Origin of the sequence: Pedobacter suwonensis, assembly GCF_900111825.1 — a bacterium.
Classification (GTDB): Bacteria; Bacteroidota; Bacteroidia; order Sphingobacteriales; family Sphingobacteriaceae; genus Pedobacter; species Pedobacter suwonensis.
Map to the genome: position 1 here is coordinate 9500 of NZ_FOJM01000012.1, position 26709 is coordinate 36208.

At 36.8% G+C, this 26709-nt stretch carries 12 protein-coding genes; 7 read left to right on the plus strand and 5 right to left on the minus strand.

Going from position 1 to position 26709, the window contains the following annotated elements:
- Positions 1 to 2: 2 nt before the first annotated feature.
- Together BM107_RS15765 and BM107_RS15770 are read right to left on the minus strand one after the other, a co-directional pair.
- Positions 3 to 6326 carry a non-ribosomal peptide synthetase gene (locus BM107_RS15765; protein ID WP_090985045.1) on the minus strand — a complete coding sequence of 2108 codons (6324 nt, stop codon included), beginning with the start codon at positions 6324 to 6326 and terminating at the stop codon, positions 3 to 5.
- A gap of 21 nt (positions 6327 to 6347) precedes the next feature.
- The gene (locus tag BM107_RS15770; protein ID WP_090985047.1) at positions 6348 to 12710 is read right to left on the minus strand and encodes a non-ribosomal peptide synthetase; all 6363 of its coding nucleotides are present in this window, start codon (positions 12708 to 12710) and stop codon (positions 6348 to 6350) included.
- 566 nt (positions 12711 to 13276) lie between these two features.
- Here BM107_RS15770 and BM107_RS15775 point away from each other — a divergent pair.
- The 4 genes from BM107_RS15775 (at position 13277) to BM107_RS15790 (ending at position 18311) form a co-directional block, all read left to right on the plus strand.
- Entirely contained in the window at positions 13277 to 13900 is a 624-nt protein-coding gene (locus BM107_RS15775; protein WP_090985049.1) for an RNA polymerase sigma factor, read from the plus strand.
- A gap of 90 nt (positions 13901 to 13990) precedes the next feature.
- Positions 13991 to 14971 carry a FecR family protein gene (locus BM107_RS15780; RefSeq protein WP_090985052.1) on the plus strand — a complete coding sequence of 327 codons (981 nt, stop codon included), beginning with the start codon at positions 13991 to 13993 and terminating at the stop codon, positions 14969 to 14971.
- Positions 14972 to 15026: 55 nt separating this feature from the next.
- Positions 15027 to 17735: a TonB-dependent receptor gene (locus BM107_RS15785; RefSeq protein ID WP_090985054.1), complete on the plus strand. Its 2709-nt coding sequence runs from the start codon at positions 15027 to 15029 to the stop codon at positions 17733 to 17735.
- A gap of 12 nt (positions 17736 to 17747) precedes the next feature.
- Positions 17748 to 18311 (plus strand): DUF4468 domain-containing protein, encoded by a 564-nt coding sequence (locus tag BM107_RS15790; RefSeq protein WP_090985056.1) that lies wholly within the window; start codon positions 17748 to 17750, stop codon positions 18309 to 18311.
- A gap of 78 nt (positions 18312 to 18389) precedes the next feature.
- On the opposite strand, the gene BM107_RS15795 is transcribed toward BM107_RS15790, so the two are convergent.
- Entirely contained in the window at positions 18390 to 18908 is a 519-nt protein-coding gene (locus BM107_RS15795) for a UpxY family transcription antiterminator (protein ID WP_090985057.1), read from the minus strand.
- 1220 nt (positions 18909 to 20128) lie between these two features.
- On the opposite strand from BM107_RS15795, the gene BM107_RS15800 reads away from it, so the two are divergent.
- Entirely contained in the window at positions 20129 to 20845 is a 717-nt protein-coding gene (locus BM107_RS15800; RefSeq protein ID WP_090985058.1) for a LytR/AlgR family response regulator transcription factor, read from the plus strand.
- A 211-nt stretch (positions 20846 to 21056) separates the two neighbouring features.
- Here BM107_RS15800 and BM107_RS15805 read toward each other — a convergent pair whose 3' ends face one another.
- On the minus strand, positions 21057 to 21695 hold the full coding sequence (locus tag BM107_RS15805) for a 4'-phosphopantetheinyl transferase family protein (RefSeq protein WP_134204849.1): 639 nt from the start codon (positions 21693 to 21695) through the stop codon (positions 21057 to 21059).
- Between the two features lie 1733 nt (positions 21696 to 23428).
- Here BM107_RS15805 and BM107_RS15810 point away from each other — a divergent pair.
- Together BM107_RS15810 and BM107_RS15815 are read left to right on the plus strand one after the other, a co-directional pair.
- Positions 23429 to 24655: a cation:proton antiporter gene (locus tag BM107_RS15810; RefSeq protein ID WP_090985062.1), complete on the plus strand. Its 1227-nt coding sequence runs from the start codon at positions 23429 to 23431 to the stop codon at positions 24653 to 24655.
- Positions 24656 to 25076: 421 nt separating this feature from the next.
- Positions 25077 to 25460, plus strand: coding sequence for a YidH family protein (locus tag BM107_RS15815; RefSeq protein WP_090985064.1), 384 nt, complete (start codon positions 25077 to 25079; stop codon positions 25458 to 25460).
- 134 nt (positions 25461 to 25594) lie between these two features.
- Here BM107_RS15815 and BM107_RS15820 read toward each other — a convergent pair whose 3' ends face one another.
- Entirely contained in the window at positions 25595 to 26635 is a 1041-nt protein-coding gene (locus tag BM107_RS15820; protein ID WP_244278831.1) for an efflux RND transporter periplasmic adaptor subunit, read from the minus strand.
- Positions 26636 to 26709: the final 74 nt, after the last annotated feature.

Below are 26709 nucleotides of genomic sequence, written 5' to 3' on the forward strand. Positions count from 1 at the left end.
TTTTAAAGCTCAATAGTGTTTACATCCTCCTGTACATTCAGTATTTTTGCCGACTGCAATACCTCAAGGTACTCGCTCAACTTTTCGATAGTTCCCAGTTGAAAAAACAGGGTTATTGAAATATTAGCAGAAAATTCATTGCTTATTTCCGATAAAACGCGCATAGCCATCAGTGAATGCCCACCCAGTGCAAAAAAGTTATCGCGAACGCCTACCTTATCTGTTTTTAATAAATCTTTCCAAATCCTGGTCAGTCTTAATTCTATTTCAGTTTCCGGCGCTTTAAAAACACCTGTTGAGGATGGCGCGGCCATCGCATGCAACTGTCCCTTATCAATTTTACCATTCAGGGTTAATGGGAAATCATCTACCCTGACCATTATTGACGGTACCATGTAAAAAGGGAGGATATTTTTTAACTGATCGCTTAATGAATCGGTCTCCAACCAGTTTTGAAGTTTTACGAATGCGGCCAGATACTTATCACCATTATATTCCTTAACTAATACAACTGCACGTTCAACACCGGCCAGTTGTCCCAGCAATACTTCAATTTCAGCAGGTTCAATACGATAGCCCCTTATTTTTACCTGGTCATCTATCCGCCCGAGAAATTCAATATTTCCATCAGGCAACCAGCGTACAAGATCTCCGGTACGGTATAAAAAAGGATATTCATGGGCTTTACTAAACCTATCCGGAATAAATTTCTGTGTGGTCAGTTCGGGCTGGTTCAGGTAGCTCTGTGCCACCTGCACACCGCCAATCAGCAATTCACCGGCTACCCCGCTTGGCTGTAACTGATGATGCTGATCTACAATATACAAACAGGTATTCGCGATCGGTTTCCCTATTGGAATATGATGGGTATAATTTGATACTGGTTCTAATTTGATTGCTGTAACTTCGATCGAAGCTTCAGTAGGTCCATAAAAATTATACAAATGTGTTTTCTTAAATACTTCCTGAAAAGCATTAACCGTAGCGATTTTAAGCTCTTCCCCGCTGCAAATAACAGCATTCAGGCTCCGGCATTTTTGTTCATCTGCCCTTAACAAAAATACATCAAGCATGGAAGGCACAAAGTGAATAATACTTACCTGATGTTTTTCAATAAGTTCCTGAAGATAATCAGCGTCTTTATGCCCTTCAGGTTTAGCCATCACGATCACTGCACCACAAAGGAGCGCAGATAACAGTTCCCAAACAGACACATCAAAGCAAAATGTTGTTTTTTGCAGGATGATATCCCCTGCGGTCAGGCTTAAATAATCCTGCATCCACAGCAGTCTGTTAAGTATCCCCGAGTGACGGATTTGTACGCCCTTTGGTTTTCCGGTTGTGCCGGATGTATAAATGGTGTAAGCCAGGTATTCGGGTAATACCACAACGGCTACCTCATCATCAGTGTATGATGTAAGCAATCCCGGATCATCAACGGCAAAACATTCTATGGAATTCTCCAGATTCAATACTTCCATCACCGCCATAGTACTCAGCAATAGCGACGCGCCCGTGTCATCGAGAATAAAGTGAATTCTGCCAGCAGGAAACTCAGGATCAACAGGTACGTAGGCGGCACCTGTTTTTAATACACCAAGAATTGCAATAACCATTTCAAAAGAGCGTTCAAGGCAAATTGGAACAAGCATACCATTTGATACTCCTTTCTCGATCAGGAATCTTGCAAGTTTGTTCGATCGCCTGTCCAGTTCCTTGTAAGTAATTGATTGTTCCTCAAAGATCAAAGCTGTTGCATCAGGGCTTCTTTTTACCTGTTTACAGAAAAGATTGATCGCCGTTTTTTCTTCTTTATAATCGGCAACGGCACCCTTTCCGATATGAAGTAATTCCTCCCTTTCCGCTCCCGACAAAATATTCAGTTCACTTATTTTATGGTCAGGTGTGTCCGCTATCGACCTGATTAGCTGAACATAATGGTTCAACATCCGCTTAATGGTATCTTCACTAAAAAGATCAGTGAAATAATTAATCGCTATTTCTGTACCCGCCGTGCCCGGGGTAACTTCAAATGTCAGTTCAAATTTAGTAAGGTCACGGTCCAGCCATTCTGGCGTTCCATTCCAGTCTTCAAATTTCAACTGTTGTATGGGTTCATTTTCAAGGATAAACATGACCTGGAATAATGGACTATAACTAAAGTCGCGTTCTATTACCAGCCTGTCTATTACTTTTTCAAATGGTACATCCTGGTGCTCATAGGCTTCCAGTGTCGTATCTTTGATCTGCTGAATAAGTGCTTCAAAAGACATCTCATCACTGAGTTCTGATCGTAAAGCAACCGTATTTGCAAAGAAACCAATCATATGTGCTGTTTCCAGTTGCTCCCGGTTGGCCACAGGCGTACCGATACAAATGTCATTCTGGGCAGAATAACGATATAACAGCACTTTCAGAACAGCTAAATACGTCATGAACAAAGAACATCCCTGTGCACCTGATAAATCTGCAATCGCCCTACTCAGAGACTGATCCAACATGATTTTATATTCACCACCCTTATAGGAAATTTGTCCCGGTCTTACAAAATTGGCTGGCAAATTCAACGGAAGCACGCCCTTTAATTTATTTTCCCAGTAGATAAGACCTTTCTCCAGTAGCTCCCCATTTAAATAGGTCTGCTGCCATAAGCTGTAATCTGAATAGGTGAACTGAAGTTCAGAAAGTTGGTGAGGGGTATTTAATTTAACGGAGCTGTATAAAGATGATAATTCCTTTAAAAAGACAACTGCCGACCATCCATCAAATGAAATATGGTGAAGAACGATGACCAGTTTTTGAAATCCGCCAGCATTTCTCAGTAATCTGACCCTGATCATATGATCCTGCGAGAGATCAAAAGACTCCTTTGCATACCCATTGATGAGTTGACTGGTTTCTTCAGTAGCTAAGCCCTGAATATCTTTTACGGCAAAATCATCCCACGAATTTTCAGGAAGAACAACCTGAAATGGTACACCTCCTGAAGACCTGATCACTGTTCTTAAAGGCTCATGCCTGTTAATTAATAAAGAAAGGCTTTGAAAAAGCACATCCGGATCCAGTGCTCCATCAATTTTTAATACAAGGGGTAAATGATAATGTTTAGATCCGTCCATCTGATCTAAAAACCATAATCTTTCCTGCCCAAATGATAAAGGAAGCCGGGCTGGTTTCTCTACTGCTTTTGAAATCCGTGCTACGTTGTTTCTTTCCAGATTTCCGATATAAGCCGCAAGAGACTTTATATTTTTATATTCAAAAAAAGCATTAATGGATAGCGATACGGCCAGTTCATTTTTCAATCTGCTAATCAGTCGAATTGCGGTAAGAGAGTGGCCACCAAGTACAAAAAAATCATCATTTAGCCCAACCTTCTCTACACCAAGTACTTCTTCCCAGATAGAAGCCAGCTTTTTTTCCACAACCGTAAGCGGTGGCAGGTAAGACTGGGCTTTCACATTACCGCGGGGATCAGGAAGTAATTTTAAAGCGGGTTTTCCATTAATTGTAAGTGGGATTTTTTCAATAACAATATAGTTTGATGGCACCATATAAGCCGGTAGCCTTTGTGCCAGGAAATATTTTAGTTTCTCCTGATCAATTTCAGACGCCGAAGTATAGTAGCAACATAAATTTTTTCCGTCGGTATGATCATATGCAACTACAACAGCGTTATTTACCAACGGATGGGCCAATATATGGTTTTCGATATCCCCTGGTTCGATGCGATATCCCCTGATCTTTACCTGACTATCAGCTCTCCCAATGTATTCCAGATCACCTGATGACATTCTAACAGCTAAGTCACCGGTTTTATACAACCTCTCTCCTTCTACAAAAGGATGCATGATAAATTTTTCATCAGTCAAGTCTTCACGGTGAAGATAACCTCTGGCCAAACCAGCTCCTGAAATATACAGTTCTCCTGTAACGCCTTCAGGCACTAAATTCATTTTTTTATCTAACAAATAAATCTTTGTATGGTCAATTGCCCGTCCTATAGGCACGGCTTCGGAGATAATTGAGGGATTAAACTCATAAATCATACAGCCAACAGTTGCCTCTGTAGGACCGTATTCGTTATAGATAGTGGCTTTACCTTTAAATTTTGTATAAATATCGGCCGCCAGCCCGGTTTCCAGTTGTTCTCCTCCTATGATCAGTACTTTTGTATGCTTTTCATCTACATCAAACGCTCCATCTCTCACCAGTTTCAAATGAGAGGGGGTAAATTTGATGATATCACAATCCTCATCAATGATGATTTTTTTCAAAAGGATATCTATAGCATCATCCTTATAAACGATGATTTTTCCACCAGTTACCAGAGGGATAAAAATAGAGGTAATCGTCAGGTCAAAAGAAATAGAGGTATACAGAGGGCAATTACGTTTTTCTCCCCGGGCATATTTTTTTACCGCCCAGGAAATGTAGTTTAATAGCGCAGCATGTTCGATCATTACGCCTTTAGGATCACCTGTAGAACCTGAAGTATAGATCACATAAGCAAGATCACAGCTTCTGGCCAATTTCAGCGTCGGCATTTGCGGATATTTATGCTCATCAAATTCCAGATCTGCTATAAACACAGTTCCATCATAGAAATCATTTTCAAGAACATAGTATGCTTCTGAAACCAATAGTTTACTACGGGAGCTGGTGAGTATGGCTGCTTTTCTGTCTGCCGGATAATCAGGGTCAATTGGGATAAATGCAGCGCCGGATTTTAAGATCCCGAGAATACTGATGATCAGCCAGTCATTTCTTTCCAAAATAACCCCCACAATATCGTTGGCTACGATCTGATAATCCTCAATGAGCTGATTGGCGAAGCGATCTGATAACCTGTCCAGTTCTTCGTAAGTTAACGTTCTGTTGTCTGCACAAACAGCTGTGGCTAACGGATTTAAACTCACTTGTTTCCTAAACAGATTCAATATTGTTTCCGCTGTATCCTGATCTGCCTTTGCATCATGATGATGGCATAGCAGGTTTTGCTTTTCCTCGTCTGTAAGGTAATTAAAAGTCTGGGCGTCCTGTTCAGGGTGGTTGATAATTGCGCAAATAACCTGGTTAAAGTGAGCAGCAAACCTTTTCACAAAACCTTCATGAAGCAGCTGGCTTTGCCAGATCACCTCTATTTCAAGCTGTTCTTTAAAGAAAACGTGAATCACAACAGGTATCCCTGTGTCACCATAAGCTGATCTGAGTTTGATCTCAAACTCTTTATTGTAATTTATTGCTTCAATATCCAAAGGATAGTTTTCAATAACAAGAATGGAATCGAATAAGGTATCGGAAGGATTAAGGGAAAGCAGTGTTTTAATATCGCTGTAAGAGGTACTGCTATATTCGGCTCTGTCTAACAGTTCATGATTAACTTTTTTGACAACATCCATCAGAGATGTGCCATCTGTTGTGCTTACCCTGAGCGGAATTGTATTGATAAAATTCCCCATTACATCCCCACTGCCTTTAACCGATGAGCTTCTGTTTGAAACAGGAGTGCCGAAAGCGATGTCTGCAGTGTCTTTATATCTTTGAAGTAAAAGCCCGTATGCAGCGTAAACTACCGATGCTTTTGTGATCCGGCTGGATGCAGAAAACTTATCCAGGGCCTCAATAGGATGTTTTGAAATGTATGTGCTTAGCTTTTCATTAAATACTCCAGGCAAAGACTTTAGACTAAACACAGGTGTTATCTCATAGTTATGGAGATAACTTGACCAGAAAGATTCAGATAAGGCCTTATTATCTTTATGCTTTAATTCCTGAAAAACGTGTTTATAAGAAATCTTATCTCCTGTATCAGCATCCAGGTTATGATAAAGTGTAAATAATTCTTTTAGCAGGATACCGGTACTCCAACCATCATACAGAATATGATGATGGGTGATATTAAGAATATATTCCTGCAGCGAAAGCTTAACCAAAGTAATCCGGAAAGGCGTTTTTCTCAAATCAAATTTCGCATGCCTGTCCTGGGCAATAATATCAGCAGATAACTGCCCGATAGCAGAAATTTCATGCGATGAAATATCAATAAAAGAAAAATCCAGATCAGATTCTTTAAGGATGATTTGCAACGGCACTTTTGATTTTTCCCACTCAAAAACCGACCGGAGGACTTCGTGCTGCTGCTGCACAAGCTTAAAAGCCTTTTGCAGCTTGCCGGTATTCAATTCCCCCCGAATATTAAAAGATAATTGGATATTATACAAATTCTCACCGGTATCATGAAGGAAATGAAATAGCATTCCTTTTTGAATATCACTTAGCTCCAGAATATCCTGGACATTTGCTTTTTTAATTTTTCCTTCCATATAAATTCTGTTGGGGATTATTTAATCAAAGAGTGAATCAAGTTCATTCTGATCAATTGCAACTGCATCAAAATCAGAAGGGCTAAAATGTACGTCGTTTTCATTTCTGGTATGTTCCAGAATCAGGTTCAGGTATTGATTAAAAGAATCCAGTAAAATGGTCATTGTAGACACTTTATGCGCTTCTGTATTAAAGGCCATTTCGGTATGAAGGCTGCCATTCATAATCATTAGATTAAAATCAAGCTTAGCCGTTAACTGATTCCCTGGTGCTGTATCTTCAGTATGATAATCCCCTGTATAACCAAAAAGATCATTATCGAATTCGGCATCAAAATTCCCGAGATAATTGAATCTCACTTCCGAAATCTTATTAGCAAACTCATTATCAGCAGCATGCCTTAAAATCCCATACCCGATTCCATCATCCGGAATGGCCCTGATCTGTTCCTTAATATTTTTAATCTGGCTTCCAATACCTGAATCTCCAGTCTCGAGTATTAAAGGATACATAGCAGTAAACCAGCCAATTGTACGGGAAAAATCAGCGAACTCAACATTTCTTCCATGATTTTCCATTTCAATCACAACCTGCGTTTTACCAGTCCAGTTTTTAAGCGCAAGTGCTATAGCAGTCAGCAAAAGCATCTGCGTATCAGTCTTGTATGGTCTGTTTGCTTTTCCGGTTAAAAAAGCGGTCTCTTCCTGCTCAAGAATACAATTAACCTTTCCTTTAGTACCTATTGTCCATTGATCAGTTTCAAAGTCAAGAGGGACAGAAAATGTAGCACTTTCCTGTATCTTCCAGTATTCTTCCTGTTCCTTGTATTTCGGGATGTTTCGAATCTTATCCCAATCTATGGATACTGTGGTTTTCGAAGGCAATAGTACTTGTTGCTGAGTCTGTAACTGATTATACAACGTATACAGATCATCCAGAAAAATTCTCCATGATACCCCGTCAATAACCAGGTGATGTGCTGTAATAAACAAAAAATCGTTAGTAGAATAATCGCTAAAAACAGCTGCTTTTATCAGTAAAGAGGTTTCCAGATGAAAATTACTTTTTAAACTCATCAGTAAGCCTGGTTCAGCCACCCGCTCGATAAGAAAGGCCTGATTCAGGTGTTTATCATTAATAAAAGGTATTTGTTTTTCGCCGGCATAATTCGATCTTAATCCATCGTGATGGGCAATCAGATACTGGAATGCTTCTTCCAGCAGTTTTATATCTGCTTTTTTCTTAAACTTCAGCACAACTGACTGGTTAAAAAATTCGGGAGTTTTAAATTGCTGTCCAAAAAACCAGGAAGCTATAGGCGTTAATCCTTTAACCGTTTCATCGTTATTTTGCAGCTTCTGGTCTACAGTTATTTCAACGTATTTACTATTTTTACTTATTTCCTGAACTGTTTGATAGGTGAGGATTTTTTTTGCCTCGACTTTGATTCCCTTCTCCAATAAGCGCGAGGCTATCTGGACTGCCTTGATAGAGTCTCCTCCCACTTCAAAGAAATTATCTGTTATTGAAAAATTATTCTGGCGTAAAACTTTTTCCCACACTTCCAATATGGCGCTTTCCATTGGAGTTGTTGCTCCATGTTTTACCTTCACACTTTGTTCCTGTATATCGGATTTTTGCAGTGCCTGGTAATCAATTTTACCGTTTTTTGTTAATGGAATGGCATTCAAAACGATAAAACGCGCCGGCACCATATAGTGTGGCAACTTTAATGACAGGAAATCCCGGAGCGCATTTGCTGCTACCGGATCATTAATATCTTTGCATACAAAGAAAGCACTTAAAATTTTCGCAGAACCACTATCGGTTAGTACAACAACAGCATCGCTTATATTTTCATGGGAAGCTAAATGAAATTCTATTTCTGATGGTTCTATTCTATAGCCGTTAATTTTAACCTGTGAATCTGTTCTGCCAACATATTCAAGCAAACCACCGTCTATCTGTCTGACAAGGTCACCTGTTTTATACATCAGCTCCCCATCTAAAAAAGGGTTAGCGATAAATTTTTCGTGGGTTAACACTTCATTGAATAAATATCCCTGTGCAAGGCCTTCTCCTGAAATGTACAACTCTGCAATAACACCCTCAGGTACAGGCATTAAATATTTATCGAGAATATACAATCTTGTATGGGGAATAGGAATGCCTATTGGCACTGACAGATACTTTTCTTCAGGATGATAACGATGAATCATACATCCCACAGTTGCTTCTGTAGGGCCATATTCATTAAATAATTCAACATTGCCATTAAACTTATAAAAAATATCTCTTGCAAGCTGGCTATCAAAATTCTCTCCTCCAACAATGAATTTTCTGAGTTTGCGCTTCATTGCCATGGGTTCATGCAAAGGCAACTCTCTTAAAATACGGAGATGAGATGGCGTAAGCTTTACTACTCCTGCCTTATTGTCTTTAACAATCTTTTCAATCAACATTTCGCCGTCTCCATCTCGATAAATGATGATCTGATTACCGGTAATGAGCGGCACAAAAACAGATGTTAAGGTAAGGTCAAATGAAACAGATGTAAATAATGGAAAATCAAGCTCTTCAGTACCAACATAAGTTTCAGCAGCCCAGGTTATATAATTAAATAAGGAATAGTGTGCAATCATTACCCCTTTAGGATCTCCTGTTGTTCCGGATGTATATAAAATATAGGCCAGGTTTTTAGTTTCCGGCTCCTCGTTTCCATTGGTATGTTGATTGAATATTATACCATGCTCTTTATTGATAATAAAGCGGGCTTTACTGTTTTGAAGCAGGTAATTTATCCTTTCTTCAGGAAGTTCCGGATCTATAGGTACAAATATTCCTCCGGCTTTCATTACTGCCAGCAAACTAATTACAAAATCCGCTGATCCACCCAATTGGATACCAACAACATCATTTGTTTTAAATCCTTTTCGTTCCAGCATTTTTACCTGCCTGCTGACCGCTTCGGCCAGCGCAGAATAGGTCATTTCATTTTCATTATCTGAAATGGCAATATGATTAGCCTTCGTATTGAATTGTAATTCAATTAAAGGCCATATGCTATTATTTTGACGGAATGATTCTTTTGAAAAATGGCTTTCATCAGGGTATTTTTTTTCACCGCTTATCATACGCAGTGCCGTTACCTGCTTAAAGGGATCTTTCAAAATTTCAGCGACAAGGTTTTTGAAATGATCTGCAATGCGTAAAGCCGTTTCCTTCTTAAACAGGCTTTTTGAATATTCAAGAAAGCAGGTAAGGTTATCCCCTCCTTTGTAATGAATTTCCATCGAAAGATCAAATTTTGAAATCTCCGGATCGAAGAAATAAGTCGCGCTTAAACTTTCCCGTCCACCTATCTTTTCCAGATCGATTTCTTGGAACATAAACATGGTGTCGAAAAGCGGGTTTCTACCAGCATCCTGTTTGACATTCATTTTGTGGATTAGGTAGTCAAATGGATAAACCTGATGACTCAGGCCAGCGTTGGTTGAATTCGTTACGCTTTCAAGATATTCAATAAATCCCTTTCCTTCCATCAATGGACCTTTCAGCGCCAGATTATTTACAAACATGCCTTGCAGATGCTGTAAATCAGGATGGTTCCTGCCGGCAACCGGTATACCTACGATCAGTTCCTGTTGTCCGGAATATTTAAAAAGCAGTATTCTGTATATAGCAAGTAAAAGTGCATGAAGCGTTGACTTGTTAGTCAGCGCAAGTTTTTTTAAAGCCGGAACAACTTCACCTTCCAATTGAAATTTAACCCTGCCTCCATTTGTATCAAAAATCACGGGTCGTTGAAAATCTGTCGCCATTTGCAATACAGGAAGCTCACCTTTAAGGTGATCCAACCAGTACTTTTCGTGATTGGTCAGATCCATGGCAGAAACTTCCTTAACCGCATAATCTTTATACCCAATGGGTAATTCTTCCAATTCATGACCATGATAGAGAAGAAACAATTCGTTAAGGAACATATAAACAGACAATCCGTCAGAAATAATATGATGAAAATCTGTGAACAACAGGTATCCTGAAGCCATTTTAATCAGCTCTATTCGAAACAATGGCCCCGATGTGAGATCAAAAGGCTTTACCATACCTCTAAGCAATTCTTCAATAAGCTCATCTTTAGCTGCCTTCTTAACCTTTAGCGTAAATACTATATCTCCGTTAATCTTAAACTCTGGTTCATCAGTAAACAGAAAGGTCATTCTTAGCGAATCGTGCTTGGTAATCAGTTGATTTACTGCCTTCTCTATTTTTTCCGGATCAGGTTCTTCTGCCAGACTGAAAGCAGATGGCAGATTATAAGCCAATGAACTTTTATCCATTGCCCAGGCAAAATAAAGTCGCCGCTGAACCGGAGAAACAGGATAAGAAGGATATTCTGGCGCTACCGGGATAGGATGATATTCTTTTAGTGCAGAAGAGCCAATGACCATGGCCAGCTCTTTTATCGTTCTTTTTTTATAAATAACCTCAAATGAAAGCTCTACATTAAACTCTTTTAGCACATTCATCCCAAATTCGGCTGCCCTTAAAGAATTACCACCTATGGCAAAGAAATCATGTGTTATACCGAAATTCACGCTACCCAGTAGTGATTTCCATATGGTTAATAAGCGATGCTCAATTACTGTCTCAGCAGGAACAATCTTTTCATCAGTCGCCGTATTTAACATTGAAACTAATGAGGCCCCTATTGCTTTGTATGTACCCTGTATATAAAACTCAATTAACCTGAATCTTTGTAATTTTCCACTGGTAGTTCTAGGAATATCCTTAACCGGTATAATGCTGTCCAGCTCGATCCCTGTTTTACTGTTAACATACGCTTTGACTTCGTGGTAAATCGGTACAAATTTATCGAGTGCACCACGATGGAAAATAAATGCGATTATTTCATTTTTTTGAGCTGAATGATTAAAAAACCCGGCAATAACAATTTTATTAAGTTCTATTCCTTTAACAGAGTGGGCGATATTTTCAATATCATGCGGATAATAATTTTGACCGTTAATGAAAATAACGTCTTTAGATCTTCCTGTAATATATAACGATCCGTTCATGATAAAACCAAGGTCGCCGGTATCAAGCCAACCGCCTGGCTGCACAACTTTATCCGTTTCCTCTTCGTTATTATAATAACCAGCGGTAACACTTGCGCCCTTAATGTAAATCTTACCTATTACCTGATCTTTAAGCGGTAAACCATGAGGATCAGCAATTATTATACTAAAGCTCTCAATAGCCTTACCAACATTAACAATCGGTACGGCATGATGGTCTGAACGATTTACAATCAAGATTTCATCCCCTGCTTTCATTTGGGTTCTATCCAGGTAACATGTAATTACCTCATCTTCCAACTCAGAAATGGAAACTGCCAGTGTAGCCTCGGCCAAGCCATAAACCGGACGGATCCTATTTTCTTTTAAACCATAATCGGCAAGAAACTCAGAAAAATCATGGCAGAGTTTTTCAGATATGGGTTCTGCTCCATTATAAATAAGCCGTACGGCTTTTAAATCCCACTTAGCCGCTTCAACTTCTGTACAGTGCTTAAGTACATACTTATAGCCAAAATTTGGAGAACAGAGGATACTTACAGCATGTTTAGTTGCTTTATCCAGCCATAAGGATGGTCTTCTAACAAAAGCATCTGTAGGGATCAGGTAGTGATTAACCTGCATGAACAAAGGATTAAGGTGAAAGCCAATCATTCCCATATCATGGGTTAATGGCATCCAGCTCAACATCGTATCAGTAGCTGAATACGCTGCAGCTTTACTGATAGCCGCTATATTTGTAAGTAAATTCTGGTGTGTTAAAATAATGCCCTTCGGATAACCGGTTGATCCGGAAGAAAACTGAAGAAATGCAATATCATCTTCCTGACATTCAAATATAACAGCGGCTTTATCTGACGAATAAATATCAGCAATTGCTATACTACTTTTTTCTACATCAAGATATGAAGATGCCAAACCATTTTGTTCGGCAAAGATTTTCAATTTTTCTAAAACCGAAGCGCTGGCAATTAGGTATGGTTTTTTTAAAACTGTCCAGACCTGAAACAATTTTTTCTTATGATCATCTTTCTGTCCGATAGATAAAGGAACAGGTATTATTCCTCCGAGGATGCAGGCCCAGAAAACAATGAGGTATGTCTTATTGTCTTCCACCTGCAGAATCATTTCATTACCGCCTTCTACACCTTCTGCCTGAAAAAATGAAAGAACTTTAAGTGCTTCCGCATAAAGTTGATTATAAGATAAGAAATCTTCTTTTATACTGTCTTCAATAAAAGTCACACCAATTGATTTCAATGCTGCACAACGCTGCAGCATTCGGACAAGAGTTCTTTCTGACATATAATATTTAAGCCTTAACTAAAGCAGTTAGAAATATGATAATTAAAAGGGGAATAAGATTTAAGTTCATGTTTTTGAAATGATTATAAAATCATCGTCCGGGGAAACAAGAACAACCGTGAATTGATTAGAATACCGTTTAACAAGGGTAATTCGAGGTCCGCTAAGGAAAAAGTTTACAGCTCTGCTGAAAGCAGTCACAAAACGGCTTTGATACTAATAAATACTGCAATAAACAATATTCAGACTACAATAATATGTAAGACAATTATAACTTATTAATGTGTAAAAAACAATATTTTTAAGTATTATATATTAAATACATAAATCAATTAATATACACACACATATTTTTATTTTCCGAATTAATAAAAATGATATTAAATGATAATTAAATCTGTGCTATCTATTTATTAATACATAAAAATTAAACCATATACAATCGGCATCACGCTTACAAGATCTGATATAGTATTGAAAATAAACGTCAAATGTTATTTATAATACAAGTACCTAATGCTTTAATCCCTTAAAACATTTTATTTATTTTTAAATCAAGAAGGCTAATGGTTTATTTATTATATATTAGCGTAGTAATGAAAATGCATAATTTACATAAAATAAGCGATGAAGAACTTGTTAATCTTCTTACAAAAGACAATCAAAAAGCTTTTACTGAGATTTATAATCGCTATGCATTAAACCTGGCGGACTTTGCAATTTCAAAACTTAACCAGGTAGAAGACGCCCAGGACATCATACACGACTTATTCATTAAACTATGGGAAGGACGTCGTTCTTTAATCATTACCGCTAATCTTAAAACCTATCTTTTCACTTTAGTCCGCTATAAGGTAATTGACAAAATACGTCATAATATTACACGAAGAGAATATGCAAGTACTGCTCAGCGTATCGCTGACTACTTCGACCATGGAACAAATCAGCAACTGGAAGTCAGAGAACTAAATCTTCTACTTCAAAACTCGCTGAAAGAAATGCCACCAAGGGTACAGCAAATTTATCAGCTAAGCCGTCATCAACATCATTCTGTTGCTGAAATTGCAAAATCCCTTAACATATCCACACAAACCGTTAAGAACCAATTATCTAAAGCCCTTAAACATCTAAAAAAATCAATAGGTAATGTGATCATTATCATTGCTATCTTAATCAATAACAGTTTATAATCCTAACCCAATTTAAAGGGTAGCAATTATTTTTCATTTTCATGTAGTACTACCACCATACTTATCCGACTACTGGTAAATCTGAAAAGAATGAATTATCAGGATATTAAATTGTTGCTGGATCGATACCAGAAAGGAGCAACAACAGAGCACGAAAATGAAGTTATAGAGAAATGGTTCGTAGAAACCAAACATCAGAATGCGCAATGGAATCAGCTAAATAAAACTGATAAAGAGGAATGGAAAGATAATCTTTATAAAAAGATTTTACAAACTGCTCAATTAGATGAACCAAAAAAAATAATATATCCCGCAACCCTAACCAAAAAAAACTATCGATTTCAGGCGGCTGCTGCAATTTTATTCTTCATCTTTCTTGGTGTATTTTTCTTCAAGGCTTCATATAAACCTGCAACGCTTACCGCATTGAATGTTCCAAAAAATCAAAAACAACAAATAAAACTCAGTGATGGAAGTATAGTATGGATAAATGCAGATTCTAAATTAAGTTATCCTAAATCTTTTAATCAGAACAAAAGAGAGGTTTACCTGGAAGGTGAGGCTTATTTTGATGTTCATCATGATATAAAAAAGCCTTTCATAGTACATACAGCTACACTTAAAACAACGGTACTGGGAACCGCATTCAATATCAATACCAGAAATAACGCCGATAAAATTGTCATTACCGTAACGAGAGGCAAAGTAAGTGTTAGTGACGGCAGCCGGGTGATAGGCATTATAACACCAAATAGCCAGATTAGCTTTAATAAAAATAACCATCAGTATATGCTGCATGAAGTAAACGCAAAAGAAGTAATTGCATGGCAGGAAAGTGACCTGCATTTTGATGAGATTACCTTCGAACAGGCCGCTCAAATGCTTCAAAAACGATTTAAAATTTCTATTAGGTTCAATAATGAGAAACTGAAAAAATGCCAGTTTTCCGGAATTGCATTAAAAGATAAAAGTTTAAACGAAATCCTTAATGTAATCTGCGCATTCAATAAAGCTACCTACCATTACGACACCGAAAAAAACATCATTATTGATGGTAAAGGATGTGATTAGCCCCGCATAAGTCCTTATTAAATTTATACAATATACAATTAACTTACATACACAGATGCGCAGCAGTTTATTTATTCTTATCATTACCATTATAGGCCTAAGTACATTAGTTGCCCCTCCGCTAAAAGGACAGGATATTTCTACTGAAAAAGTAACGCTGGGACTTCTAAATGAAAATCTTTTATCTGCAATAAAAAAAATTGAAGGCCAAAGCAGTTTCAGATTTTTTTACAGAAAATCTGCCATCGACAGTATTACCACGCTTTCTATTTCATCGGGAACACGTACAATCGAAAACACATTAATAGAATTACTTAAAAATTCAGCATTATCTTTCCGCCAGATAGATAAAAATATTTTACTCGAAAAAAGTAGTCCTCAAACCAATTATGTTATTCAGGGAAGGGTAAGCAGTACAGGGCGTAAGCCAGTGGTTTTTGCATCAATTAATATCAAAAAAATCAATTCGGATAAGATTATACAATCTACTTTAACCGATAGTGCAGGATATTTTCAATTAAAGATCTCTCAAAAGGGAGATTATCAGATTAGTATCTCATCCATAGAAACGCTTCCTTTTTCAATAAAAGTATCATTAGGAGAACAACAAAATATTACATTACCCGAAGTTACCCTTCCTCCTATTGTTAATAATCTCAAAGAAGTTGTTATAGCAGGAAAAAAAGTATACATGGAACAACGATTAGACCGCACAATAATTAATGTAGGTGCATTGATTTCAAACGATGGAGCCAATGCTTTAGAAGTGCTCGAAAAATCACCTGGTGTGGTTGTTGATGGAAATGGCAATATTAGTTTCAAAGGGAAATCTGGTGTTACGGTTTTTATAGACGGTAAACCTACGTATTTATCCGGAAGTAATCTTTCGAGTTACCTCAAATCACTTCCCTCATCTGCACTGGACCAGATTGAATTAATGGATAACCCTCCTGCAAAATATGATGCAGCAGGAAACTCCGGGGTAATTAACATTAAGACAAAAAAGTCAAAAGCCCAGGGATTTAACGGTGCTTTCTCCTCAAGTTTGGGCCAGGCACATTATACACAGAACAGTGAAAGTTTGAATTTAAACTACCGCGTTAATAAAATAAATTTCTTTTCTAATGCCTCTTACAACCTGAATCAAAACTACCGAAAATTAGATTTAGACAGAAATTATTTTAATAACAATGGAAATCTTAATTCAGTTTTTGAACAAACGCAATATATCAAAAGCAGAACCCATGCAATAAACTTAAAGCTTGGCATGGATTACTACTCATCACCCAAAACAACATGGGGGATAGTATTTATAGGCTCGGCTTCCCCGGGCAAAACAGATAATCCTTCTATTAATCAATTACTGAATCAAAATCGCCAGATTGATTCCATCATCACAGCTGATAATAAGAGCAAAAATCGCTTTTACAATACAGGTGTCAATCTAAACTACAGCCATCAGTTCGATAGCCTGGGCAAACAACTAACATTTGACCTGGACTATTTAAATTATAATTCACGTATTGATCAATCTTTTATCAATCAATCATTTTCATCAAATGGAATGCTTGCAAATATCCAGACAATTTCAAGTAATTTACCTACCAATATTAACATTTGGTCTGCAAAAGCAGATTATTCCCATCCTTTAGGTAAAGATGCTAAACTTGAAGCAGGTATAAAAAGCAGTTATGTAAACACTGATAATGAAGCCAATTACTTCAACCAGATAAATGAAACACTTACAACTAACTATAACCTAACGAATCATTTTCTTTATAAAGAAAACATTAATGCAGTGTATGCAAATTTCACCAAAAAATTCAAAAGACTATCTCTGCAACTAGGCTTACGTGCAGAAAACACCAACGCAAAAGGTAATCAAATAGGTAACCCAACGCGTCAGGATTCATCATTTGTTAGAAACTATACTAATTTATTTCCTACAGCATATTTTTCCTACAAACTCGATACTTTAGGAAAAAATGTCTTGATTGCTTCTTACGGCAGAAGAATACGCAGACCTTATTATCAGGACTTGAATCCCTTTATTACAATTTCCGACAAATTCACCTACTCTTCAGGGAATCCATTTTTAAAGCCGCAATATTCTGACAATTACAAATTATCTTATAATTATAAAAGCATATTTACTGTTGCACTTTATTATAATCGCATCAGTGATATTCAAAATGAAGTGATCAGACAGGAAGGAAACATTTTCATTGACGGGACTGGAAATATTGGCAGAGCCACCTTCCTTGGAGCATCGGTAAATATTGGGTTGCAACCAAATGACTGGTGGTTCTTTAACACCTATATCCAGGTATTCCGTAATAACTTTAAAGGACAGTTATTTTCCACTTATCTTGATCAGTCTTCCACTTTTGGAGAACTCAATTTAACAAGTCAATTCACTTTACAAAAGGGCTGGAGCGCAGAAATCAGTGGTTTTTATATCACCAGACGGGTAAATGGACAGTTTATCAATTACGCCAATGGTCAATTGAACGCTGGTATTCAGAAAAAAATATTCAATAATAAGGGATCAATTAAGTTCAATGCAAGAGATATTCTCAAGACCTACAGAGCTGATGGATTAACAAACTTCATCCCAAATGCTACTTCTTCTTTTAGGAACAGGTTCAATTCACAGGTATTTACGCTTGGATTCACTTATAATTTTGGCGGACCTAGTGGTGCAGAGAAAAAGCGTAAAACCGGAAGTGCAGACATTGAGAAAGACCGTATAAAAACACAATAATATAGAAATCCCATGAAAAATTTATTAACACTTGTATTGCTGCTACCAATTATTGTAAGTGCTCAGAAAGTTGTTTTTCCGACAGATAGTGTAACAAACCTGGTCTCGTATTCTTTTACAGCACAGGTACCGGAAACCGCTCAAAATATTCTTTTTAACCGTGCAAAAAACTGGTTTGATCAAGAAAATAAATCCGGCCAGCTTCTTTCTGTACAGGAGCGGGAGGAAGCTGGCCTATTATCCTCAAAAAAAAACCTTATCAGAAAATATAGCTACAATACAACAGATACCATACCCATCGCTTACCAGATAGAATTTACAGTAAGGTTGATAGCACAAAACAACATATATAAGATAATTTTAACTGATTACAGTACTAAAACCACTATCCTAGACATCACATCTGTTGCTCCTATAGAAGAAGTTTTTTCTTTAAACAGGCAAAAGAAAACCAGAAGTACTCTGCCTAATAAAGATGAACAGGAAACGCTTAGAATCAGAAATGACCTAGCCAAATTCGTTGATGAATCAAGCAAGGATTGTATTTCAAAATTAAAAACAGCAATGGCGCAATAAAGCGACTGTAAGTAATATAACTTATCAACAAGATGATTCAAAAGTAGTAAAAAGCATTTATTTCAACTTGACTAAAATCTATAATTTTGATCCATATTTTCTGATTGAGGACAGATTAACTTCAATAGATACAAATTGATTAATGCCATGAATTTTAACGGCAAATCTTGATTTGCTACTTTTTTTAAAAACAATACCTTTTAGTCCATTAAATGCACCATCAGTTATTTCGACAAGATCGCCAGCCTCTATATGCTGTTCTACAGTCATTCCGGGAACAACTATCATTTTTTTTATTATATCTATTTCATTTTCCGAAATGGTGACAGGACTTCCATTGGAAGAAACGTAGCGTGACACGCCGTACACATTTAAAGCCTGATATTTGGTTTTATCATCGGCATACACGAATATGTAGTTGGGAAATAATGGTATTTCAACGGTTTTTTTCCTGTCACTCCATTTCCTAGTTACCTTGTGTACAGGCAGGAAACATGTAATATCTAATTGTGAGAACATATTTCTAACCTTCTTTTCATAATTTGGGTATGTGTAGATAACATACCACTTGGCAGTAGTGACATAAAAAATACTCATATAAAAAATTAAATGTTTTAATCTAAACTGCTTAAAATATCATAATAGTGCTTAAATCATACCAATTATGTATATCAAAGCATTCAGAAAAATCATAGGGATATAGATGTTTAGCAATCGCTATACTTGTTCTAGCACGGCAATATGCCCGAAATATTTTCAATTTCACGAATTTCTATTTAACTAAGCCAACAAGGAATAACAGATACAGATTCCGGAACCGAACGCAAACAAATGCATTAATAAAAAGGCTTATGTTTTAAGATTAGTTACATAAAAATACTTTAGGGTCGGATACAACTGGAGCTAAAACCGGATAATCACTTTTTCAAATTAAAATCAAACCATAGACAACCGTGACAATAATATTTCAATCGGCAAGTAAATCAATTTTGGCACTCAGATTATCGAGGCGCAGGGATACCCAAAGGTTAATTTATTTCCTCACTAATAGCTTCTAGATGTGATATAAACGTAGATTTTCTCTTTTTTTTCGATCCGATTTCCTGCTTTCATTTTTCTCGATAACATATTCGATCTCAAGCTCGCCAAGCTGTGAGTTAACTTTCTTGTTGAATATAGGTTTTGTATAATCAACATACCTTGTCTTTGCAAATTCATTCATAAATACTATTGAAATTTTAAGAATCTATATCATTATTATTCAATTCCTAAATTACTATAAATCAAGCACGAAAACATATCGAAGGTTACAAATTACACCAAACAAACTACAAACTATGTAAACCCATATTTTATTTATGTAAAATTTATTTATATATTTCAATACTACATTTATAAATAAATAACACATTTAACTAATAACAATTTAGTAAATTAAATTATACAATAAATACATATAAAACATTATAAGAATATTATGGTTGTTATGAGATATTGATAATGTTTCAGCAATATAAAGAGAGGGTTTAAAAAACTATTCAAGAAGATTTTGGTAATAAGATTAAAGTAGTCCAAATCTCGATAATAAACCTAATGGCAAACAGAGAATTTGAAGCCAACTCTATTGGCTATAAACATGTTATAAATTCGGATAATTAAAATCTAAAATTATGTAAACTATTTCGCTATATACCATCAACAATAAATTTAACCAATATGAAAGTTCTCAAATCAATAAATAAATCTATTAAAGAAAATTAAACCAGTAAAATCTACGTACAAACACCAATTACAACGTTAAAAGTTTTAATAAATTTATGATAAAATCCTGCTATATAATTGATGATGAACAACATGCAATTGAAATTCTTTCGGAATATATAAAACAGACCCCTGGACTCAAGCTAATAGGCACCGAAACCAATCCCTTAATAGCGTTAAATAAAATTTCCAAAAAAGAAATTGAGCCAGATATTACCTTTCTTGATATTAATATGCCTGAACTTTCAGGTATAGAATTATCTTATCTAATTAAAGGTAAATCAGAAATTATATTTTCAACAGCATTTAAAAGCTATGCCCACCAAGCTTATGATGCAAATGCAGTCGACTACCTACTTAAGCCATTTAGATATGAACGATTTCTTCAAAGTCTTGACAAAATTTATTCGAAGATCAATGCAACTTCAGCTGGTCATCAAAATAATTTTAAGTTCATTCAGATAGATAACAATAAAAATCATTTAAAAATAAACATGGATGAAATAACCTATATCCAGGGACTAAGCAATTATATCAGGGTTCATACGCAATCAGAAAAAGCTTACACAATATACACTAGCTTAAAATACATACTTGGAAAACTAGATCCACATTTATTTTTTCGTTCACATAAATCTTTTATAATTAATTTAAAATATGTTGAAGTTATCATTGGAGATGAAATCGTAATTAAAGGCAATAAAACAATTCCTATTGGAGGCTTTTTCAGAAAGGATTTAATGAGCAAAGTAAGTGTTGATTTATTTAATTAAGATATTTTGTTTGCTCAAAAAGAAAATAATGAGACCCTTCTGCACAAACTCTCCACTTAGGAAAAACAGAACAATTAACTCAATTTATGATAGATAGCTTAATGATTGAAACGGGAAATTCATCAAGTATAAAAACCTGCTAACCAACAATTCGGCTTAAACAAAATTATTACAGCCCTATTGAAGCTGGCTAGATTGCATTTTATTTCATTTATGATAAAATATTACTATCAGAAGGCAAAAAAATACTTACTTTCAGAGGGACTAAATCGATTTTGATATTTACCTCTAAGCCACTTATCGATTTTACCGCCACATGGCATTTGTAATTTTGAGAAATATTCACTTCTTGCAATAAATATTCATCATTTTTGATCATTGCTTTGTTTTCTATAATTTCAAATGATTTCAAATCAACCCCGGTCAAACCTTCGCCACACGCCTTTAATGCGGCCTCTTTTTCTGTCCAATAACTAAAAAATTCGCTTTGTTTATTATGGGCTGAATTTATCCTGTTCCATTCCGAAATGGTCATTTGACTTCTAAAATCCTCTATATCAATATCCTGCATCAATTCTACATCAACACCAATATTTCCATTTGTGCTCAATGCACATACCACCAAATCTCCAGAATGAGATATATTGAAATCTAAAGCCATATTTTTTAAATATGGCTTTCCATGTTTATTATTAAGCAAATCAACATCTTTTGCATTACGGCTAAATTTTTTTAATCCCTCCAAAAGAAGTAACCTACCCAGTAACGATAGCTGAGCATCCTCCCACTTTCTGAATTTTGAAACTTTATATTGAAAATCATCAGAAAAATTATGTAAAGTATATTTCAATAATCTTTGATGAATATCCCTTTCGATATATGTGTATAATAAAGTTATCACACTCTCTGCTCCGTGAAATCTAAATACTATTTAAAATAAGAAATAAATATTTCATTACCGTTTTAACGCTAATATTATCTCACATCCAAGATTTCTTAGCCAACATTTATCATGATATTAATTTTAGAAACTAAGCTTAACTCATAAAAACCAGTTTAACAATTTTTAATAGTTAAGAATAATTCAGCTAATGTAAAAAGTAATTTAAATTTTTATATTTCCTATGTCAATTTGCATATTTAATTGTGTAAACCAAAATTTATTTAACTAAAGTTGTCATACCCATATATATTTATCACCAACCTGCTATGGAATTATACAGTTATAGACAAATAAAGCCTTAAAACAAAAAATGGCGACAAAAAGCAAAGACTAAACAAACATTTTAATTAGGAAACACTTGGGTCGGTTAAGCGATGATGTTAAGGAAAAAATATTTAGCGAAGTTAAATCTGGCAAAATTAGCCTGCGAACAGCAAGCAATAAGTACTGTAATCTTAAAGCACTATAGAACTTTGGCTTGACAAGCGTAATTTAGCTATCTTGCTAGAAGCTAAGACTTCAAATTTACTTTCAGCAATTAACAAAAACTAAGACACATAATCTTCAAGAAAGGATTGATGAGCTGATCAAAGCCCTGCCGACGTTCAACTTAAGAATGTCGGTTTAGAAGCTATGATCGAAGTGCTGAATTACTCTTATCAAATTTCACTTCTGATCATCGTCCCAACAAATCATAGCTAATCTGTATTACCTTTTCTTATAGATAACAGGTAGCTGGCGGTCTTATTTCGAAATTTTCAAAGCCGCCAATACGCATCAAATCTTCGATAAATAATACACTAATGAATCATCTTGTCAAGTGCACCTCACGAGACAAATCAGTTTCTACACTGTTTGTCTCGTTTTTTATTTCACGTAATTCGTTTGTGATTAAATATATACCCTCAACCCTTTTATCTATTTGAGATTTTTGATAACCATCTTCATGAGACATCTGGTTTTTCGACAAAACTGCCGCTACGAAAAATTGGTTAAAAAATTACAAAGACTGAGGTATTCGGGCTTGAGAGAGGTTGTAGCCAAATTTGGCAAAAAGCTAAGCCCAGGAAGTATGCAGTTGCAGTTCATGCGATTATAAAAGATGTTTTTCATCTATCGCGCCTGTCATTATTCTAACCATTGATGCACAATGATTTGCGTGCAAAAATACAAATCACGATAGAAAATTCAGATAAATTACTGGACAGATATGAAACTTAGGGCTTTTTTCAGGAAAAACCGCTTAAGGGTATCTGAACGCTTGATTCCGGGATAAAAGGAAAGATCTCTTTAACCGGGCTCAGGAACGATTTGAGACCACAATAACATGCTTCAGTTAAAAACCTCCTTAAATAGCCGAAACCAAATAAGAGAACTGATGTTAGTTTAACAGGCTATTGAGCCGGAGAAAGATCCTCTATTGACAACTGTACGTTAAGCCCTACAATATTGAAAATACATTTACATATCGCCTCCATTAACCTTAATATGATTTTATCGGCTATATCCGCCTGCTCTATTAATATTGGTTTTCTGAACGCTTCTGGAGCGCTTTACAGCTGCAAAGCGAGCGCCTTAATAAACGACGGCCGGTTATTCCATCCTTTTTTGTGTCTTATCCCTTTATATAAACAGCTAAGATGAATGAATATATCATATTAATGCTGATAGCGGGCATTGCCAGTATTGGTATGGCTTTTATTCCATCCATAGCCGGTAAAATAGGCATATCGTATTCTATTGTTTATGTAGCTATAGGTGCCTTGATTTATTGGGTATGGCCGGCAGCCCTGCCCTCCCCGCTTCCACAAAAAGATAACAGCCTGGTGGTTCATTTCACCGAGCTTATTGTAATCATCTCGTTAATGGGAACCGGCATCAAGATAGACAGAAGTTTTTCATTCAGGAAATGGTCTACAACACTAAGGTTGATTTTTATCGCTATGCTCCTTGCCATATCCATCTCAGCCTTACTGGGCGTTTTTGTGCTGGGTTTAAGCCTTTCAGCCGCATTATTGCTCGCGGCAGTGCTAGCCCCGACAGATCCGGTGCTTGCCGCCGATGTACAGGTTGGCCCGCCTAATGAGCGTGGTAAATCTGAATCGCGCTTTGCGCTAACCTCAGAGGCGGGGCTAAATGACGGACTGGCATTTCCTTTTACCTGGCTGGCTATTGTAGTGGCTTCACAAGGTATCGATGCTTCTTCTTTATGGCATTGGAGCTGGTATTACCTTTTATATAAAACAATCGGAGGTTTGATCATAGGCTGGCTTTGCGGCAAATTAGTTGGATTTCTGGTATTCTCTATTTCCGAAAAATATCGGTTGTTAAAAGCTTCTGACGGTTTCCTTGCGATATCACTTACCCTATTCACCTATGCCATTACCGAATCGTTACATGCGTATGGTTTCATTGCAGTATTTATTGCTGGCCTAACCCTCAGGCACTATGAAAAAGAACATAAATATCATCAACAATTGCATTCATTCACCGATCAGATGGAACGTATGCTGCTTGCTGTGTTGCTCATCTTTTTTGGCGGATCCCTGGTTGGGGGAATACTCGCTCCATTGACCCTGAAAATGGCTTTAGTTTCACTTGGCATTGTTGTGCTGGTACGGCCGATTGCCTGCTATCTGGCCCTTTTAGGAAACTCTACCGCTTTGAAGGAAAAACTCGCGATCAGTTTCTTTGGTATACGCGGGATGGGATCTATATATTATCTGGCCTTTGCTCTAGGTGAAGTAAACTTTGAGCAACAGGATGTACTCTGGGCCATTGTAGCCTTTACCATTTTGATTTCCATTATTCTTCACGGGCTCACCGCAAAACCTGTAATGGAGGATATCAATAGCAAAAAGGGATAAACAGACCTAGTGTTTCCTGATCTTGGCTCAAAAAAGACTGTACTGATTGGGAACTATTGATGCCGAGGCTTACGATAGCAACTGCTATTTTAGGAACATTAGTTCCATTCTTCAGCGCTAAAGATTTTCTTTTATTAGTAATCATTAAGGTGCATATGGTGTTTATTCCAAATACTCACAATTGAATCATTATATCTTTCAACGCAGACAAAAACATCTTGAATCTGCTTTATTTACTGCGGCTGAATCTGCTAGGTAGCAGCTGTTTCATCAGCACCAATTGTTGCCCTATCAATTTTGACCATCCTGATGTTAAATTGAATAACACATATTATGCTATCACTTCAAATCAAACTCAACTGAATATCATGCCGTGAAACTATTAACAGAGCACAATTGTTAGTGATAGTAAATATGAACAATGAGTGAAAAACATTCTACAGGTGCCCCGGGAGACCACCTGGCCAATGAACGTACTTTTTTAGCCTGGATCAGGACCAGTATAGCAGTTATGGGTTTTGGATTTGTGGTGGTTAAATTCTCCTTATTCATCAAGCAGATCTCGTTAGCCCTTGGAACTAAAGTTTCTGTGCACCAGACCGGCGATTCGAGAAAGATTGGGATATTGTTGGTTGCGCTTGGTACCATCACCATTATACTATCGTTTTTAAGGTATCAGAAAACAAAGTATCAACTGGAAAAAGGGCTTTATTATCATTCTACAATGTTCATTAAGGCAATTACCGTAATGATCTTTGCTGCCAGTATCGCGCTGCTTATTTATCTGACAAATGCTATTTCCTAAAACGTTATCTTGTTTTCCAGCGATTAAAACTCTAGCTACCATCTTGAACGTATTGCTCGTGCCATACTCTTCTGTTTGTATGATATATAAGGATAAAAAATTTGCCGGACGGCTTATATCCGTCCGGCTGTGCGTTAAAGTGTCTCGCCATTTTTAATCTCATCGTTGGCAGGCGAAATGATCTCTGTACCGGCTTTGATCGCACCAAAAACCTCAGTCATGGCTGTGCCTTTCATTCCTTCTTTAATGTCAACGAGCAAGGCTTTTCCGTTCTTCACTTCTACGATATACTTTCGTTCGGTAGACCGTACAATAGCGGAGTTGGGCACCAGTAACGAAGTAGCACCTGATTTTAGCGGAATCTCTACCTCAGCGTACATTCCAGCCTTCAGCCTGTTATCTTTATTGGCTACATCAATTTCCACAATTTCCTGGCGCATATTGCCCAAAGAATTTGCAGAGCGGCTGATCTTTGCCCGATGCTCCTCCCCTGGCAAGGCATTAAAATAAAACCTCATCATCTGGCTTAAATCTACTTTATCAACATAATCTTCAGGGATGGACACTTCAAGCCGCATGTGGGTCAGGTCTTGCAAAACCAACATTGGCAGATCAGAAGATTTCCCTGCTGATACCAACGCTCCGGGTGACACATTTCTGTCAACTATTACGCCGTCAAATGGGGCATATACCTTTAAGTAATCTTGCATGGTACGTACAGAAGATACATTAAATCGTTCGGCCTCCACAATGGCCTTATCTCCTTTCATCCTTGAAAGTGCATTATCAAGCTCCAAGGGGGATACAGAACCTGCTTCCTTTGCAGCTTCTTTTAACCTCCGGTATTTTTCACTGCTTGCGGATGCCGTTTCACGAGCCTGAAGGTAACGGGAATTTACTGACTGTAACTGGGATTCGAGTTCTGGTGCCTCCAAGATCATCAAGAGCTGACCTTTGGTCACTTTTGATCCTAAGTCGACCAATATGGCCTTCACAAAGCCATTGGCCTTTGGGAAAATGTTTACCTGATTACAGGGTTTTAACGTTCCGGGTATGCGGGTGTAACTGGAAAGGGCCTCTTCTGCTACCCTGGCTGTTTCGTATTTAGCGTCTTTGCCCTCTTTTGCCTTACTGATATCTACTGGTTTCTGGTTACCACTACAGGCGGCCAGCAAACCAATTATGATGATGAGCGAATAAATCCGGTTTTCATATTGTTTAATTAAAGTTTTGTTTTTTTTGACATGAG